Genomic DNA, 16,817 nt, shown 5'->3' with positions numbered 1-16,817 from the left:
CGGTGGGTGGCCTGTCTTGATGGTCGTCGGCCCACCAGGGCCAGGGGAGGCGTCGGATGAAGCTGGTGTGGAGGCGGGCCCGCGAGGCGCGAGGGTTGCTGGTCGCGGCGGTGATCGCTGCCCTCGTCGCCGTCGCGTTGGTCACTGGGCTGTCCGACTACAACCGTCGGGCGGTGGACGCCGGGCAGCGGGCCCTGGTCGCCGCCTCGCCCGCCGAGGAGCGCGGCCTGCTGGTCAGTGGCTCGGGTGGGCGGGACGCGGCCGAGTTCGCAACCCGGGACAAGGCGGTCCGAGCCGAGTTCGCCACCGGGCTCGGCGGCGCCCCGGTCAGTGTCACCGCCGCCCGCTACGGCACCGGCCGGGAGCTGACCGGCGACCTCGGGCAGATCCCGCGTACGGCCGACGAACCGGTCTTCGCGAGCCTGGCCACACTCGCCGACCTCGCCAGCCACGCGGAGCTGACCAGCGGAGCCTGGCCCAGCCCCGGAGCGAACCCCGTCCAGGTGAGCCTGCCCGAGCGGGTCGCCGGCGCCCTCGGCCTGACCGTCGGCGAACGCGTACCGGTGCGTGACCGGGCCACCGAACGACGGGGAGAGTTGGTGCTCGCCGGCATCTGGCGGCCCCGCGACCCGGCGGACGCGTACTGGTTGCTGGCACCCGGCGTGGGGGCGGGCAGTGCCGGTTCCGGCACCTCGTACGGGCCGTTCACGCTCGACCCGGCCGACTTCGCGGCCACCTTCCCGGGCTCGGTGTCGGCGTCCTGGCTGGCTCAACCGGACCTCGCTGGCGTCGACACCGCCGACCTGCCCGCCGTTCGGAAAGCCCTCGCCGAGGCGGTCTCGGCCGTACCCGAGGCCGCCCAACTGGGCAGCTCCGGGCAGGCGGTGACGAAGATGCCGCAGCTGCTGGACCGGGTCGCCCGCGCGGACCTGGTGGGTCGCTCGTCGCTGGCCACGCCGCTGCTGCTCATCCTGGTGCTCGGTGGGTACGCGCTGGTGCTGGTCGCCGCGCTGCTGCACGAGGACCGCCGCCCGCAGACCGCGCTGCTGCGTGCCCGCGGCGCCGCCCGGCGGCAGTTGGCCGGCCTGGCCGCCCGTGAGGCGACTCTTGTCGTCGCCCCGGCCGCCGTGCTCGGTCCGCTGATCGCCGGTGAGGCCCTGCGGTACATCCGGCCCGGCGGGTCGGGTGACCTCTCCACCGCCGGCGGCAACACCACACTGGTCTGGGCGGCGGCAGCGGCCACCGCGGCCGGCTGCCTCGTCGCCATGGTCCTTCCGACGCTGCGCGGCGCCGGGACGTACGTCGCCGACATGGCGGCCCGATCCCGGCCGAACCGGGCGGCGAGCGTCCAACGCGCCAGCGTCGACCTGGTGCTGGTGGCGCTCGCCGTGCTCGCCTGGGTGCAGCTACGCCGGTACGCATCCCCGCTGGCCGGGTCGGGCGGTCGGCTCGGGCTCGACCCGCTGTTGGTCGCCGCACCGACGCTCGGCGTGCTGGCCGGTGCCGTGCTGGCGCTGCGGGTGCTCCCGCCGCTCACCCGGTTCGCGGAGCGGTTCGTCGACAGACGTCCCTGGACCGCCACCATGTTCGGCATGTGGCAGGCCGGCCGGCGTCCCCACGCCGGCCCGGTCCTGCTGCTCGCCCTCGCCGTCGGCGGCAGCACGCTGGCCTGGTCTCTGATCAGCACCGGGGAGCGGTCCCAGGTCGAGCAGGCCGGCCACACGGTCGGCGCCGACGTCCGGGTCACCGAACGGGCCGGCGCCGCCCCGCCCAACCGGGTCGGTCAGCTCGCCGCGCTGCCGAACGTGGACCGGGTGCTGCCGGCGTGGCGGGACGAGGTACGGGTCGGGCGGCAGAACCTGCCGGCGACCGTTATCGGTGTCGACCCGGCCGGCGCCCCAGGCGTCGTCCGGCTCGCCGACCGCCTCGGCGACGGATCGGCGTCGGAGCAGTACCAGCACATGATCGATGAGCGCGGAGCTTTCGCCGGTGTCGAACTGCCCGCCGGGGCGCGGGCCATCACCGGCACGGTCCGTACCCCGGTGGGTAGCGCCGCCCGGTCGCTGAAGATCGCGGTGACGCTGCTGGTCACCAGCTCCGACGGGCTCGCCCTGCGGCTGCCGGCGGCCAACGCCGACGGTGACGGCCGGGCCACCCGGTTCTCCGTGCAACTGCCCGACGTGGGCGGGGCGCGGCTGCGGCTGGCCGGGTTCGAAGCCGACGGTGGGCTGGCGGCCGGCAACGCCTACCGACTCCAGTTGGACGGCTTGGCGGTGGTCAACGCCGACGGCACGACCCGACCCGCCGAGCTGAGCGGCGACTGGGTGCTGACGGCACCCGGCGTGCAGTCCACGCCGGTGCAGCCCACCGGGGCCGGGTTCACAGCGGTCCACGCCGTGGAGGTGATTCCCGGCGGGCAGTTCGAGTACCAGCCGCCCACCCGGTTCTCCGTCGTGGCGGGCGGGGAGAGCAAGCCCGCGCCGGTGCTGATGACCCCCCAGGTACGCGAGGCCCTGAGCCTGAACGTCGGCGACACCGTCGACCTCACGCTCTCCGGGGTGACGGTGCCGGTGCACCTGGTCGGCGAGTTGAGCGGGGTGCCGACGACCACCACCGCGGCCGGCGTGCTGCTGGACCTGCCCGCGGCGGTCGACGCGCTGATCCGAGCCGACGGGACGGTACGGCCCGTACCGGAATGGTGGCTCGGCGCCGCCGACGCGACGGCCGCCGCCCAGGCTGCCGGCGAACTCCCGGGCGTCACAGTGCTCAACCGGGAGGCGGTGATCGAGGCAGCCGCGGACGACCCGTACTGGCGCGGCTCGCGTACCGGAATGCTCGCCGCCGCGCTCGGTGCGGTGCTGCTCGCCCTCGTCGGCCTGATGGTGGATGTGTGGGCCACCGCCCGGCGTCGGCTCGGCGAGTTCGCGGTCCTGCACACCCTCGGTGCCACGCCCCGGCTGATGGCCCGGGCGTTGCTGGCCGAACAGACGTTCCTCGCCGGCATCGGCGTGGGAGTCGGGTTGTTACTCGGCACCGCGGTCGGCGCGACGATGGCCCCACTGGTCATCCTCACCCCGGCCGCCGGCCGACCGACACCCCCGGCGGCGTTCGCGCTGCCCTGGGTGCCAATCGGGCTGACCGCGGTCGGTCTGCTGCTGGCGGCGCTCGCCTTCAGCGCGTTCATCGCCACCGGCATCCGTCAGCGGGTGGCGGCGGTGCAGCTGCGAATCGGGGGAGAGCGATGAGCGTCGGGGCGGCCGTCCGGCGGGTCCGGGCGTACGGGGGGCAGTTCCTGCTGCTGGCGGTGCTGACCCTGGTGGTCACGCTGCTGATCAGCGGAGTGCCCCGGCTGGTCAACCGGCTCGCCGAACAGGGGCTGCGAGCGCAACTCAACAGCGAGCCGGCCGCCCGCCGGGACCTCGCGTACACCAGCAGGGTGGAGCCGGCGACGTCGCGGCGGACGGCGATGGGCGACGCCGCCGAACGGTTCGACGCCCTGGCTGCGGACATGCCGCAGCAGGTGCGCTCGGCGGTGACCGAGCGGTGGTACAGCGTCGAGACCGCGGAGGCCCGCGTGGTCGGGCCGGACCTGGCGGCCCGCAACCTGCTTGTCGACCTGGGCCTACGGGCCATGCCCGACATGCAGGGCGCGAGCACCCTCGTGGAGGGGACGTGGCCGAGCGAGACGTACGTTCCCGACCGACCGATCGAGGTGGCGCTCGACGTCGACGTGGCCCGCAAGCTCAACCTGCGCGCCGGCAGCCAACTGCGCATCGGCAACCCCGATGACAAGGGCAGGCTCGTCGACGGTGCCCCACTTGTGGTGTCCGGGCTGTTCCGCCCCGTCGACCGCGCGAATGGCATCTGGGACGGGCTGCCGCAGCTGCTGCAGATCATCGAACCGCAGGGTGATGGCCAGCCGTTCGTCATCGTCGGCGTCGTCGCGCAGTCGCCCTTCAACAAGCGGGCCGCGGCGGGCTGGCCGATCCAGACCAACTGGCGGTACCGACTGGGTGTCGACCGGATCGACGCACGCGAGCTGAACCAGCTGATCGACGGTCTGCAGGTGATGCAGCGCAACCAGCCGCCGGAGCTCACCTTGACCCAGGGCGTCGACGTTCCGTTGCGCGCGTTCGCCGCCCAGATCGATGCCGTCCGGACCCTGCTCGCGGTGATCGCGGCCGGTGTACTGGCCACCCTGGCGGGGCTCATCGTGCTCGCGGCCAGTCTCGCCACCCGACGGCGTCGCTCGGAGTTCGCGCTGCTGCGCGCCCGCGGGGGCGGGGCCACCGCCGGCGCCCGTCGTAGCCTCGCCGAGTCGGTGCTGGTGGTGCCGATCGCCGCCGTGCTGGGCTGGTGGCTGGGCACCCTGTTCCCCGGGGCCCCGGATCCGACCACGCCGTACGTCATCGCGGTGACCGTGCTGGTCACGCTGGCACTGCCGTTGGCGACGCTGGCCGTACCGGCGGGCGGGGCGGTGCGCCGGGACCTGATCCGGGTGCGCCCGTCGGCCCGTCGGCTCACCGTCGAGGTCTCCCTGCTGCTCCTGGCCGGGCTCGCCGCGGTGCTGCTGCGTCGACGGGGCCTGACCCTCGGCGAGGTGGACCCACTGCTCGTGTCGGTGCCGGTGCTCCTCGCGGTCGCGGCGGCGGTGCTGGCGCTGCGGGTGTACCCCTGGCCGTTGTTGCTGGTCAGCCGGCTGGCCGCGCGGACCCGGGGCAGCGTGGCCTTCCTCGGCACGGCCCGCGCCGGCCGCGCGGCGGTCGCCGCCCCGCTGGTCGTGGTGGTGCTGGCGATCGGCACCGCGGCGTTCTGCGCGGTCGTGGCCGCCGGCGTCGACGCGAGCCGGGAACGGGCCGCCGCGCAGATCGTGCCCGCCGACGCGGTGATCCGTGGAGAGCGCTTCGCACCCGACACCATCGACGAGCTGGGCCGCCTGCCGGGGGTCCGGGCCGTCACCCGGGTGTTGTACGAGGACGATGAGCGGTTCGCGTCCGACGAGGTCGGCACCGACGCCTTCATCGGGCAGACGGACGTGCTGCTGGTCGACGGCTCGGGGTTGGACACTGTGGTCCGCGACTCGCAGGTGGACCTGTCGATTCCGGCCGCGCTACGCACCGCCGCGCCCGGGCCGGGTCCGCTGCCGGCGATCGTCTCACCGGCGGTCGCCGCCGACCTGGCCAAGGCCGGTCTGGACGACTCCGCCTTCATTTCGGTGCAGGGCCAGCGGTACGAGTTCCGGGTGGCCGGCACCGCTGACGGTTTCCCGCTGCTGGCGGCGAACGCCAGGCGGTTCGTGATCCTGCCCTGGCAGGCCCTGCCGACGCGTACCACCACACCCGTGCCGACCAGCCTGCTGATCGCCGGGGACTCGCTGGATGCCGAGGTGCTGCGCGTCGCCGGCGACCAGGGGCAGGAGCGCTACCAGCGCGACGGCACTGTCACCGGTCGGGAACGGATGATCGGGGTCACCGTCGACACCCGGGCGGACGTCCGCCGGGACCTTGGCGAGGGCGGGGCGAACGGGGTCCTGGCCTTCGGGTTCGTGGCCGGCGCCGTCGGCGGCACAGTGCTCGGGCTGTTGGCCATCGCGTTCACCGTGTTGGCCGGCGCGCGCGCCCGAGGCCAGGTGCTGTCCCGGCTGCGCACCCTCGGCCTGTCCCGTCGGCAGTGGCGCGGGCTGCTGCTTGTCGAGTTGACTCCGCTCGTCGCGGTGTCGGTGCTGACCGGCGCGATCGTCGGCGCGGTCCTGCCCCTGCTGCTCAACCCGGTGCTCGGCCTGTCCGCGTTCACCAGTGGTGTGCCGGTCCGGGTTGCTTTCGAGCCCAGCCTGGTCGCCGCCGTGCTCGCGCTCGGGGCGGTCGCCCTCGGCTTCGCGGTCGCCGTCGAGGCCCTGAACAACCGCCGGTTGCGCCTCGGAGAGGTGCTTCGGCTCGGAGAGGAGAGCTGAGATGACCGCTACCGCCCAGACTCCACTGGTGCCTGACCTGGCCGCCCTGCAACAGCGGGCAGCGCAACGCGCCGCCGAGCGGGCCGGCGGGCAGGACCGCCTACGCGGGCACATCGTCTGCGACGGCCTGGTGCGCATCTTCAAGACCGAGGGGGTGGAGGTGGTCGCCCTGCAGGGGCTCGACCTGGTCATCGACCGGGGTGAGCTGGTGGCGATCGTCGGCGCCTCCGGTTCGGGCAAGTCGACCCTGCTCAACATCCTCTCCGGCCTGGACACCCCGACCGCCGGTATCGCCCGGGTGGCCGACTACGACCTGCTCTCGCTGTCCGCCAAACGACGGCTGAGCTACCGCCGGCAGCTGGTCGGGTTCGTGTGGCAGCAGACCGGCCGGAACCTGCTGCCGTACCTCAGCGCGCTGGAGAACGTCGAGCTGCCCATGCAGTTGGCCGGCAAGCGCAGCGGCAAGGCCCGCCGCGAGCGGGCCCGGGAACTGCTCGACCTGGTCGGCGTGGGCTACTGCGCCGACCGGCGGCCGGGTCAGCTCAGCGGCGGCGAGCAGCAGCGGGTCGCGGTGGCGGTGGCGGTGGCCAACGACCCGGAGGTGCTCTTCGCCGACGAGCCGACCGGTGAGCTGGACGAGGCGACCGGCGCGGAGGTCTTCGCGGCGCTGCGCACCATCAACGCGGAACTGGGGGTGACCATCGTGGTCGTCACCCACGACCATGCCGTGGCCACGCAGGTCCGCCGGACCGTCGCGATCCGCGACGGCCGGACCGCCTCCGAGGTACGCCGGACCGCGCGCACCGACGCGGACGGCAACACCGAGCTGGTCAGCGAGGAGTACGCGGTGCTGGACCGCAACGGTCGGATGCAGCTGCCGGCGGCGTTCGTCGACGCGCTCTCGCTGAAGGAGCGGGTCCGGCTCGACCTGGAGCCGGACCATGTGCAGGTACGGCCCGGCGACCGGGCCTGGGACGAGCGGGGGGCGCGGGCATGAGCCGGCAGAACATGGTGGTGACCGGCGGGGCCGGGTTCGGCGGTGCGCCCGCGGCGCATCCCGAGGAGGTGGTCCGGGTCAGTGAGGTCAGCCGGACCTTCGGCCGCGGTGAGCACGCCGTGCACGCGGTGCGGGACGTGTCGTTCACGGCGAACCGGGGCGAGTTGGTCGCCATCCGAGGTCGGTCCGGGGCCGGCAAGACCACGTTGCTGAACCTGATCGGCGGGCTGGACCGGCCGGACAGCGGTCAGGTGGTGGTGGCCGGACACGAGGTGACCTCCGCCGGGGAGGCGGAGCTGCTACGGCTGCGCCGGGGCACCGTCGGGTTCGTGTTCCAGACCTTCGGGCTGGTGCCGATCCTCTCCGCGGCCGAGAACGTGGGCGTGCCGTTGCGGTTGGCGCAGGTGCCGGCCGCGCAGCGGGAAGAGCGCGTCGCGGTGCTGTTGGAGCTGGTCGGCCTGGGCGGGCACGCCGCGCAGCGGCCGTACGAGCTTTCCGGCGGCCAGCAGCAGCGGGTCGCGGTGGCCCGTGCGTTGGCCAACGAGCCGGATCTGCTCATCGCCGACGAGCCCACCGGCCAGCTCGACTCGGAGACCGGTCGGTCCATCATGGACCTGCTGCGCGCGGTGGTGCACGCCCGCGGCATGACCGCCCTGGTGGCCACGCACGACCCGGCCCTGATCGACCTCGCCGACCGGGTGCTCGTCCTGCGCGACGGTCGCCTGGTCGACGGCTGACCGCCCCCGGAGGGCGGGCTGTCGACGGTGCCCCGCGATGGCCGGAGCGTCTACAACGGTGACGCAGGGCGCTGGCTTCCTCCGGGGCGCTGGCCCCCTTCGGACGCTGGGCGGGCGATGGCGGTCCGCGCTCGCTTTGGAGCTGATGTCGTAAACGAATCGCCGGACGGGTGACTCGTCTACGACATCAGCTCCAAAGCGTCTATGTGGCAGCAGCGGAGGCCGCCCGAGCAGGCAGAGCGGCTGGTCAGAGCGCGAGCTTCATGCCCTCGTGGCTGGCCACGAAGCCGAGGCTGAGGTAGAAGCGGTGCGCGTCCTCGCGGGTCTTGTCGGTGGTGAGCTGCACCAGCGCGCAACCGCGCTGCCGGGCCTGGTCGACCGCCCAGGTCATCAGGTCCCGGCCCAGCCCCTGGCCACGCCGGTCGGACCGGACCCGGACCGACTCGATCAGTGATCGCTCGCCGCCGTGCCGACCCAGGCCCGGGATGTAGGTGATCTGCAGGCAGCCGACCAGTTCACCAGCCCGCTCGGCCACGATCAGCTGGTTACGCGGGTCCGCGTCGATGGCCGCGAAGGCCCTCTCGTACGCCTCGTCGACCTCGGTGAAGTCGCGGGCCTTGCCGAGGACGTCGTCGGCGAGCAGGGCGATGACGGCGGGCAGGTCGGCCCGGACCGCCTCCCGGTAGATCACGTCGCTCATGCCGGTGATCCTGGCACAGCGAAACCGGCGAATGGGTCTGTGCCGGTTGCGGGCAACAGGCAGCATGGGGCGGCATGGAGCTAGTGCTGCTGCCGTTCCGCTGGATATACCGGGCGTTGGTGTGGTTCGCGAACTCACCCCGCACGCTGATCACCTCGTACCTGCTGATGATCGTGGTGGCCGGTTTCATCTACGGCGAGGTCGAGGAGCGCAGCCCGGCCGACGCCGTCTGGTGGGCGGTGGTGACCGCCTCGACTGTCGGGTACGGCGACATCTCGCCGACGACCTGGGCGGGCCGCACACTGGCCGCGCTGCTCATCTCGACCATGGTGCTGCTGGTCATCCCGCTGATCACCGCGCACTTCGCGAGCCGGCTCATCGTCGACGACAACGCCTTCGAGCATGAGGAGCAGGAGCAGCTCAAGGCCGACGTGCGTCGGATGCGGGCGCTGCTGGAGGAGTTGGCCACCCGGCAGGGGATCGATCTGCCCCCACTGCCGCCGGCCCAGCCCGTCAGCGGGCCGGGCAGCGCTTCCCCTCCGGTGGCACGGTCAGGTCGAGCAGGTAGGCGTCGACCGCGTTGGTGATGCAGGACGTCTGCGGGTAGGCGGTGTGCCCCTCGCCCTCCCAGGTGAGCACCCGACCGACGCCCAGCATCGACGCGAGCCGTGGGGTCTGCTCGTACGGCGTCGCCGGGTCGCCGGTGGTGCCGACCACCACGATCGGCGGTGCGCCGTTCGCCTTCCCGGTCGGGTACGGGTCACGCCCGCCCGGCCATTCGACGCAGCTCAGCATGCCGACCGCCAACGCAGGCCCGAACAGCGGGTATTTCCCGCGCCACTCGGACTGCAACTGCCGGATCTGCTCCCGGCTCGGCTTTTCCGTCTCGTCGGCGCAGTTGATGGCCAGGTTGGCGTCGAACAGGTTCGAGTAGTGCCCGTCGTCCTCCCGGCCGGCGTACGCGTCGGCGAGCCGGAACACGTCCTTCGGGTCGCCCTCGGCCAGCTTGTCGATCGCCTGGGCCAGCTCCTGCCAGCCGGATTCGGTGTAGAGCGAGGAGATGACGGCGTAGAACACCCAGCCGGCGGTGGCCTCCCGCCCGTCCGCGCCGCGTACCGGGGAGACCTTTGCCTTGTCGATGGCCGAGGTGACCGCAGCACGTGCGTCCGGGGCGATCGGGCACCGGCCAGCGTTCGCCGCGCACCAGCGGGTGAAGTTGGTGAAGGCCCGTTCGAAGCCGCGGGCCTGGCTCTCCGAGCCCTCGACCAGCCGCTGCTGCGGGTCGACAGCGCCGTCGAGCACCAGCGCCCGCACCCGCTGCGGGTAGAGCTGGGCGTACGTGGCACCGAGCAGGGTGCCGTACGAGTAGCCCAGGTAGGTGAGCTTGTCGTCGCCCACGGCGGCGCGTACCGCGTCCATGTCGCGGGCGGCCTGTTCGGTGCCGTACAGCGGCAACTGGTCGCCGTAACGATCACCGCAGCCGCGCCCGATCCGCTGGCTCAGGCCGACGAAGCCGTCGAATGCCGACTGGCTCGCCGGGTCCGGGTCGAAGCCGAAGCTGGCGTCCAGGTCGGCGTCGGAGATGCACTTCACCGGGCTGGACCGGGAAACCCCGCGCGGGTCGAAGCCGACGATGTCGAAGCGCTCGGTGATCGAGGCGGGCAGCCCGCCGAACTGGGGGCCGAAGGAGAGGTAGACGGCGGTGTCGACACCGGAACCACCCGGGCCACCCGGGTTGATCACCAAGGAGCCCACCCGGTCGCGTTGCTTGGTGGACCGGGCGCGCAGCAGGGCGATCTCGAAGGTCTGCCCGGCGCCCGGACCGGTGCTCGCCCCGCCGCCGGTGCCCCAGTCACGGGGCACCGCGATGCGGGCGCACTCGTAGCGCACGTTCGGGGCGCCCCGCCCGACCAACTCGTCGGCCACTTCCGGGCAGGGCCGCCAGCTCGGTGCGCTGCCGGTCGGGGCGGCCGCGCCCTCCACCTCGGTGCGCGGCGCGAACGCCGGCAGCGTGCAGCCGGCGGTGAGCAGCGCGGCGACGACGAAGGCGGCCAGAGTGCGACGGACCCGGCGGCTGGTCGCCATCCGAGGCTGGTCGGCGGTGCGGATCACGTGGTCCTCCGGGATCGGGTCGACGGCCAGGCTACGCCGAGCCGGTGGCGGCTCGGTCCACGGTGGCCGACGGGTCGCCGCGCAGCACCTGGTCAACGTCGAAGCGGATCGGCCGGTCGAGCTGGTCGTAACTGCAGGATCGGGGGTCGCGGTCCGGGCGCCACCGAACGAACTGGGCGGTGTGCCGGAACCGTTCGCCCTCCATCGCGTCGTAGCCCACCTCGACCACCAGCTCCGGGCGCACCGGCTCCCACTCCAGGTTCTTCGTGCCGGTCCACCGGCTGACCCCACCCGGGATGCGTTGGCCGCGCTCGTGGTCGCCGTGCACCCACGGGTGCTCGCCGCCGGTGTCCCGATAGGGCGCCAGCTCGTCGAGCAACTCGGCCCGGCGGGCCATGCTGAACGACGCGCTCACGCCCACGTGGTGCAGGACCCCGGCGTCGTCGTACAGGCCGAGCAGCAGCGAGCCCACCACCGGGCCGGACTTGTGCCAGCGGAAGCCGGCCACCACCGCGTCCGCAGTGCGGGCGTGCTTGACCTTGAACATCAGTCGCTTGCCCGGCTCGTACGGCAGGTCGGCCGGCTTGACGATCAAACCGTCCAGCCCGGCGCCCTCGAACACGTCGAACCAGCGACGCGCGGTGTCCGGATCGGTGGTGACCTGGGTGACGTGCACCGGCGGGCGCACCCCGGCCAGCGCCTCGACCAGCCGCTCCCGACGGCGTGGGTAGGGCTGGTCGAGCAGGGCCTCGTCACCGATCGCCAGCAGGTCGAACGCGACGAAGTCGGCAGGGGTGGTCTCGGCCAGCATCTTCACCCGGGACGCGGCCGGGTGGACGCGCTGGGCCAGCAGCTCGAAATCCAGCCGGGGCTGGCCGGTCGGCCCGTCGCGCCGAATCACGATCAACTCCCCGTCGACCGCGCAGCGCTCCGGCAGTTGCCGGCGTGCCTGCTCGACCACCTCGGGGAAGTAGCGGGTCATCGATTTGCCGCCCCGGCTGGCCAACTCGACCTCGTCGCCGTCGCGGAACACGATGCACCGGAACCCGTCCCATTTGGGTTCGTAGGTCACCCCGGGCGTGGTGGGCAGCTTGGGAACGCTCTTGGCCAGCATCGGCTCGACCGGCGGGTTGATCGGCAGGTCCACGCCGACCAGTCAATCAGACGGTGCCGACAGTCGTGAGGCAGATCACCGTGAGCGCAGGGGTGGCGTGTCCGCCTACGCGTCGCTCGTCCCGGCCGGGCGAATCGAATAACACCAGGTCAGAGCTATTTTCGCCAGGTGTCCGAGTGGGTTTGTGACTGCTGCGGGCGGTGGCGGGTGAGCGTCGAGCTGATCCGGGGCCGCCATCGCTTTCGGCTGACCCGCCGCTACCCGGAGCGGTTCGGCGGCGGCCGGAACGTGCTCGGCGAGGTCGGTTCGGTGCCGGAGCTGGAGGAGCTGTTGCGTCGGCGTACCCCGCTCACCCTTGCCGACCTGCACGAGGCCGCCTGATCCGCGTCCGGTCCACCTCCACTGAGGAGGGACGGACGAGATTGAGCGTCGGTGTCACAATGCTTTCGGCGGCCTCGTCTGCACCCGTGGCGGTGCCGAGCGGCGCCGCCGGGGGAGGGGACGCCATGCGGTTCGAGGCCGATACCGAGATCGCCGCGGACGCCGAGCAGGTCTGGGCGGTGCTTGTCGACGTGCCGCGCTGGCCCGAGTGGACGGCCTCGGTGACCCGGGCCGAGCGGGGAGAGTCGGGGCCGCTCGCCGTTGGCGCGACCGCCCGACTGACCCAGCCGAAGCTGCGGCCGGCGGTGTGGCGGGTCACCGAGCTGACCGAGCGGCGGGAGTTCGTCTGGGTCTCGCAAGCGCCGGGGGTGCGGACCACGGGGGAGCACCGGCTGCTGCCGACGCCCGACGGGCGTACCCGCGTCGAACTGGTCATCAACCAGTCCGGTCCGCTGGCCGGCCTGATCGGCTGGCTGTACGGCGAGCTGTTCCGCCGCTACGTGCGGATGGAGGCCGACGGGCTCAGGCGCCGCTGCGAGCGGGGCTGACGGCCGGCTTCTCCAGCACCGCCAACGAGATGCCGTTCGGGTCATGGCGGTGCGCCACGATCCGGTAGCCGTGCCGCTCGTACAGCCGCAGGTTGCGCGCGCTGTCCGCGCCGGTGAACAGGGTGAACCGGGCCGCCCTGCCGGCGCAGGCCCGCTCGATGGCGGTTAGCAGCTGCGCCCCGACGCCCCGCCCCTGCTGGTCCGGGGCGACCGAGAGGCGCCCGACGTGCGCGGTGTCCCCGTCCAGGTGGGCCCGCACCGAGCCGACCAGCCGGTGCCCCGACCGGGCGACGAGCACGATGCCCGGGCAGCACATCACAGCCGCCGTCGCCATCGATGGGCGGCCCGACCGCACCGGCCGTACCCTGGCCGTGTCCGGTCGAGGTCGAGGGGGAGCGGTGGCCGAGCTGACGTACCCGGAGGTGGGGTCGACCCGCCACGGGCCGCTGCCCGGCGGGTACCACCACCTGCGCCACCGGTATCCGCTTCCCGACGGCTGCTTCGAGACCGCCGCCGACGCGGTGCTGAGCTGGCGGCTGCACCGCGCCGCCGGCGTCCGGATCCGCACCGACGCGTCGCGGGCCACCACCGGTGTGCTGGTGACCTCCGGCCTCGGCGTCGGCCCGGCCCGACTCTGGGGGCCGTGCCAGGTGGTCTGGAGTGCGGATTCGCCCACCCTCGCCGGTTTCGGCTACGGCACCCTGCCCGGGCACCCGGAGCGGGGCGAGGAGGCGTTCGAGGTCGTCCGCGACGACACCGGCGCGGTCTGGTTCGAGGTCCGCGCGTTCAGCCTGCCGGACCGTTGGTTCACCCGCGTCGGTGGTCCGGCGGTTCGGGCCGTGCAGCACGCGTACGCATGGTGGCTCGGGCGCACCCTTCGTCGGCTCTGCGCGGGTCGCTGACCCGCCGCGCGGCGAATTCGTGGCGGCCTTTCTCGCGTACGTGACGATTAAGCGACGGCGTTGATCCACTAATAGCGGGCGAACGAGCGGATCGGGGCGCGCGGGCCGTACTTCGGCGCCCGGATGCCGGCGGCCTCCAGCAGCAGACACACCCGGCCCCGGTGACCTCGGAACGGCTCCAGCAGGGCCACCATCCGGGCGTCGTCGCCCCGCGGTTCGCCGGCCAGTGCCCAGGCCACCGTGTTCGGAATGTGGTAGTCGCCGACGCTGACCGCGTCCGGGTCCCCGTACGCGATCCGGACCACCTCGGCGGCCGTCCACGGCCCGATGCCGGGGATCGCGGTCAGCCGGCGGGTGGCGTCGGTGGTGTCGGTGCTGCGCTCCAGGCGGTCGGCGAGCGCCGCGGCGCGACGTAGCGTGTCGGCCCGGCGTTGCTCCACCCCGAACGGGTGGAACACCCAGTACGGGGCCGCGGCCACCGCGGCTGCCTCGGGCGGCAGGAGTAACGGCTGTAACGGGCCGGGAGCCGGCTCCCGGAAGTGCCGCACCGTCGCCGCGTACGCCCGGTAGGCCTCCTTGCCGGTGACCTTCTGCTCGAAGACCGCGCGTAGCAGCCGGGGGAAGACCTGCCCGGTGGCGGGCATCCGGAGCCCTCGGTGCTCCCGGGCCAGCCGGGCGACCAGCGGGTGCGCCGCGGCCAGCTCGGTGAAGCCGGTCAGGTCGTCGCGCAGCCCCGCGATCGCGTCGGCGCGTTCGAGGACGTGCTCGGCGCCGGGCCCGTACCCCTCGGCGAGCAACTCACCGCCGGCCGGTCGCAGCGCGAGTGTGGCCGGACCGTCCGGGGTGCGGCTGGCCCACCAGAAGGTGCCGGCCGCCACCCGGGCGCACGGGTCGTACGGGCTGAAGGTGAGCGCGCGGACCGAAGCGGCCAGCCGGTAGCCGACCGGTGGGCGCAGCACCCTGGTCGCGGCGGGTTCGGTCTCGGTCACCCCGCTACTCTGCCAGGTCAGGGCGAGGGCTGGCGACCGCCCGTACCGGTCGCGAGCGGAGTTGAGGAGCTTCGCGAGGGTACGTTCTGCCGACCGTCCCGGTGTCCTTGAACCACCCGAATGGCCAGGATTATTTTCGCGAATAGGTACATAGAGCCCTTATGCCATTTCTGGCTGTGGGCCAGGTATCGATCATGTGGTTGTTTGATGGCCTGCAGGTAAACTCACTGCCCCGGGCCACCTGCGGCGGCCAGCATCCTTCCCACTCGCGGAAGAACGCGGTCCGGCCCGGAGATCGGTGTCCACCGACGGCCGCCACCAGGCGGTCCTGGTCGACGTCAGATCGTCACGCAGTGCCAACGGGGGTTGTGGAAAGGCATGCAGTGATGGCCGCACGAGTGTGTGTCGAATCATCGCGAGTGGGATATCAGCCCGCTACCCGTCCGCGGGGCTGACGGGTGCCGCCCGCCGGTGAGTGGGCCGTCCCGAGCGGACGGCCCAACGCGTGATCGCCCTGAAGATTTATCGACTCCTGCCGTCGTCGGCACGGCGGCGGTTGCTGGGTCTGCTGCCCGCGCACCGTCGGATGGGCCTGGTGCAGACGCTCTCCCGGCCGCGCGGCGGCGACACCGTGCATCGCCTCGGCGCCCGGGTGGCCGTTACCGACGGTGGTGTTCGAACCCGGGCCGAGGTCGTCGCCACGGCGACGCCGTTGGAGCAGTGGCACCGCAACCTGACCGCCGTCACCACCGCGCTGCACACCGCCGGCATCGAATACCACTGCATCCGTAACGACGACCACCTGCGCAGCACCGTCGCGGTCCTCGACGACCACCGGCCGGCGGTACAACGCCTGATCCGTTCCGCGCCGGCGCTGGCGGGCGCGGACGTCCGGGTCGTGCAGGTGCAGCCCCGTCGGGACCAGCCGGACATGGCCCCGACCGAGGTGATCCAGGTCTGCTTCCCGGTGACCGACGCCCGCGCGGGTGTGGTCCTCGGCGCCCAGTACGCGTGCGAGATCGAGTTCTGGAGCCGGCACGGAGACATGGTCCGCGCTCCTCGACGCAACGGGGTCGTCGACGAGGCGCCCGCCCGGGCGCAGCCGGTCCGGGTGGCAGCGGCGCTGATGAGCCACTTCGTGCCCGAGGCCGACGACCACACCTACGGCACCCGCCGGGACCTGGCCGTCCGAGCGCCGGACCGGGTCGGCTTCCCGATCGACGCCGTCTACACCTGGGTGGACGGCTCCGACCCACAGTGGCTGAGGCGGAAGTCGCTGGCGCTCGGCGCCCCCGACGGCCCGCTGCACGCGATCGCCGCGAACTCCTCGCGCTACCACAACCGCGACGAGCTGCGGTATTCGTTGCGGTCGCTGCACAGCTTCGCGCCCTGGCTGCGGCGGATCTTCCTGATCACCGACAGCCAACTGCCGAGCTGGCTCGACCCGAGCGACCCGATGATCACGGTCATCTCGCACACCGAACTCTTCGCCGACCTCGGTGGCCGATCGTCGTACAACTCGCACGCCATCGAGTCCCGGCTGCATCGCATCGACGGCCTGGCCGAGCACTTCCTCTACCTCAACGACGACGTGTTCCTCGGTCGTCCGCTGCTGCCGAACCACTTCTTCCACGCGAACGGGATCGCGAAGTTCTTCCCCTCGCCGGCCCAGTTCGGCCTGGGGGAGGCGAAGCCGGAGGACCCGCCGGTGAAAGCCGCCGGGAAGAACAACCGTCGGCACATCCAGCGGCAGTTCGGCGTGACCATCACACAGAAGATGAAGCACACCCCGTTCGCGCTGCGCCGCAGCATCATGCAGCAGATCGAGGGCAAGCTGCCGGACGAGGTGATGGCCACCGCGCGGCACCGGTTCCGGCACCACGGCGACCTGTCCATCCCGTCGTCGCTGCACCAGTACTGGGCGTTCCTGACCGCGCAGGCGGTCCCCGGCGACATCGAGTACGAGTACGCCGACCTGGGCCACCCCTCGACCCCCGCCCGGCTGGCCGAGCTGCTGGCCCGCCGGCACCGCGACGTGTTCTGCCTCAACGACACCGACTCCGACCCTCGGTCGTTCGCCGAGCAGGAGAGGATGTTGGCCGACTTCCTGCCGCGCTACCTGCCCTTCCCCGCCCCGTTCGAGCTGCCGGACGACGTGGTGGCGGAGCGGCGGAACGTCGGCGCCGGAGAGTTGTGGCGGCGCTCGTACCGCCCGGTGCAGGACGCCCGTCGGCGCGCCCCGGTCGACGCGCCCACCATGCCGAACAACATGCTCAACACGGTCACCGACTTCAAGGCCGTCATGCTGGGGCGCGACGAGTGAGCCCGTGCCAGCCCGGCGTGCCGATGTTCCCCCCGCGTTTCCCGCACCCTCTCCAGTGGAGTCC

Annotated in this window: 14 protein-coding genes; 9 read left to right on the top strand and 5 right to left on the bottom strand. The window is 72.8% G+C overall.

From position 1 onward, the window contains the following. Positions 1-56: 56 nt before the first annotated feature. Genes IW248_RS17075 through IW248_RS17060 form a run of 4 tightly spaced genes read left to right on the top strand, consistent with a single transcriptional unit; the run spans position 57 to position 7,684 of the window. A complete protein-coding gene (locus IW248_RS17075) occupies positions 57-3,245 on the top strand; it encodes an ABC transporter permease (RefSeq protein ID WP_196927799.1) in 3,189 nt (1,062 codons plus the stop codon). Beyond that, positions 3,242-5,950, top strand: coding sequence for an FtsX-like permease family protein (locus tag IW248_RS17070; protein WP_196927798.1), 2,709 nt, complete (start codon positions 3,242-3,244; stop codon positions 5,948-5,950). Before IW248_RS17075 ends, IW248_RS17070 begins: the two co-directional genes overlap by 4 nt. Position 5,951: 1 nt before the next feature. Beyond that, positions 5,952-6,947, top strand: a complete 996-nt coding sequence (locus IW248_RS17065; protein ID WP_196927797.1) for an ABC transporter ATP-binding protein — start codon at positions 5,952-5,954, stop codon at positions 6,945-6,947. Positions 6,948-6,958: 11 nt separating this feature from the next. Continuing rightward, positions 6,959-7,684 carry an ABC transporter ATP-binding protein gene (locus tag IW248_RS17060; RefSeq protein WP_196930241.1) on the top strand — a complete coding sequence of 242 codons (726 nt, stop codon included), beginning with the start codon at positions 6,959-6,961 and terminating at the stop codon, positions 7,682-7,684. Between the two features lie 247 nt (positions 7,685-7,931). Here the strand turns inward: IW248_RS17060 and IW248_RS17055 are convergent, their stop codons facing one another. Then, positions 7,932-8,384, bottom strand: a complete 453-nt coding sequence (locus IW248_RS17055) for a GNAT family N-acetyltransferase (RefSeq protein WP_196927796.1) — start codon at positions 8,382-8,384, stop codon at positions 7,932-7,934. A 74-nt stretch (positions 8,385-8,458) separates the two neighbouring features. Between IW248_RS17055 and IW248_RS17050 the strand changes: the two genes are divergently transcribed. Continuing rightward, positions 8,459-8,971, top strand: a complete 513-nt coding sequence (locus tag IW248_RS17050; protein WP_196927795.1) for an ion channel — start codon at positions 8,459-8,461, stop codon at positions 8,969-8,971. Here the strand turns inward: IW248_RS17050 and IW248_RS17045 are convergent. Then, positions 8,898-10,469 carry an alpha/beta hydrolase gene (locus tag IW248_RS17045; RefSeq protein WP_196930240.1) on the bottom strand — a complete coding sequence of 524 codons (1,572 nt, stop codon included), beginning with the start codon at positions 10,467-10,469 and terminating at the stop codon, positions 8,898-8,900. The two genes, IW248_RS17050 and IW248_RS17045, sit on opposite strands and share 74 nt — an antisense overlap. Positions 10,470-10,527: 58 nt before the next feature. Further along, positions 10,528-11,643, bottom strand: a complete 1,116-nt coding sequence (locus IW248_RS17040; protein WP_196927794.1) for an ATP-dependent DNA ligase — start codon at positions 11,641-11,643, stop codon at positions 10,528-10,530. 135 nt (positions 11,644-11,778) lie between these two features. Between IW248_RS17040 and IW248_RS17035 the strand changes: the two genes are divergently transcribed. Together IW248_RS17035 and IW248_RS17030 are read left to right on the top strand one after the other, a co-directional pair. Next, complete coding sequence (locus IW248_RS17035) at positions 11,779-11,991, top strand: hypothetical protein (RefSeq protein WP_124819868.1); 213 nt, start codon at positions 11,779-11,781, stop codon at positions 11,989-11,991. Between the two features lie 125 nt (positions 11,992-12,116). Then, positions 12,117-12,539, top strand: a complete 423-nt coding sequence (locus IW248_RS17030; protein WP_196927793.1) for an SRPBCC family protein — start codon at positions 12,117-12,119, stop codon at positions 12,537-12,539. On the opposite strand, the gene IW248_RS17025 is transcribed toward IW248_RS17030, so the two are convergent. Next, positions 12,514-12,873, bottom strand: a complete 360-nt coding sequence (locus IW248_RS17025; protein ID WP_196927792.1) for a GNAT family N-acetyltransferase — start codon at positions 12,871-12,873, stop codon at positions 12,514-12,516. The genes IW248_RS17030 and IW248_RS17025 overlap by 26 nt on opposite strands. Before the next feature lie 64 nt (positions 12,874-12,937). On the opposite strand from IW248_RS17025, the gene IW248_RS17020 reads away from it, so the two are divergent. Beyond that, entirely contained in the window at positions 12,938-13,441 is a 504-nt protein-coding gene (locus tag IW248_RS17020) for a DUF1990 domain-containing protein (RefSeq protein ID WP_307788012.1), read from the top strand. Positions 13,442-13,509: 68 nt separating this feature from the next. Here the strand turns inward: IW248_RS17020 and IW248_RS17015 are convergent, their stop codons facing one another. Then, positions 13,510-14,430, bottom strand: a complete 921-nt coding sequence (locus IW248_RS17015) for a DNA-3-methyladenine glycosylase family protein (protein ID WP_196927790.1) — start codon at positions 14,428-14,430, stop codon at positions 13,510-13,512. Between the two features lie 505 nt (positions 14,431-14,935). Here IW248_RS17015 and IW248_RS17010 point away from each other — a divergent pair. Continuing rightward, the gene (locus IW248_RS17010; protein WP_196927789.1) at positions 14,936-16,753 is read left to right on the top strand and encodes a stealth family protein; all 1,818 of its coding nucleotides are present in this window, start codon (positions 14,936-14,938) and stop codon (positions 16,751-16,753) included. Positions 16,754-16,817 lie beyond the last annotated feature (64 nt).

Source organism: Micromonospora ureilytica, from assembly GCF_015751765.1.
Classification (GTDB): Bacteria; Actinomycetota; Actinomycetes; order Mycobacteriales; family Micromonosporaceae; genus Micromonospora; species Micromonospora ureilytica.
The sequence above is the reverse complement of the archived record's forward strand: the minus strand, read 5'-3'. Positions and strand labels throughout refer to the sequence as shown.

Coding starts and splice junctions, on each gene's coding strand:
- IW248_RS17075 (WP_196927799.1), top strand. CDS start 57: ATGAAGCTGGTGTGGAGGCGGGCCCGCGAGGCGCGAGGGTTGCTGGTC.
- IW248_RS17070 (WP_196927798.1), top strand. CDS start 3,242: ATGAGCGTCGGGGCGGCCGTCCGGCGGGTCCGGGCGTACGGGGGGCAG.
- IW248_RS17065 (WP_196927797.1), top strand. CDS start 5,952: ATGACCGCTACCGCCCAGACTCCACTGGTGCCTGACCTGGCCGCCCTG.
- IW248_RS17060 (WP_196930241.1), top strand. CDS start 6,959: ATGGTGGTGACCGGCGGGGCCGGGTTCGGCGGTGCGCCCGCGGCGCAT.
- IW248_RS17055 (WP_196927796.1), bottom strand. CDS start 8,384: ATGAGCGACGTGATCTACCGGGAGGCGGTCCGGGCCGACCTGCCCGCC.
- IW248_RS17050 (WP_196927795.1), top strand. CDS start 8,459: ATGGAGCTAGTGCTGCTGCCGTTCCGCTGGATATACCGGGCGTTGGTG.
- IW248_RS17045 (WP_196930240.1), bottom strand. CDS start 10,469: ATGGCGACCAGCCGCCGGGTCCGTCGCACTCTGGCCGCCTTCGTCGTC.
- IW248_RS17030 (WP_196927793.1), top strand. CDS start 12,117: ATGCGGTTCGAGGCCGATACCGAGATCGCCGCGGACGCCGAGCAGGTC.
- IW248_RS17025 (WP_196927792.1), bottom strand. CDS start 12,873: ATGGCGACGGCGGCTGTGATGTGCTGCCCGGGCATCGTGCTCGTCGCC.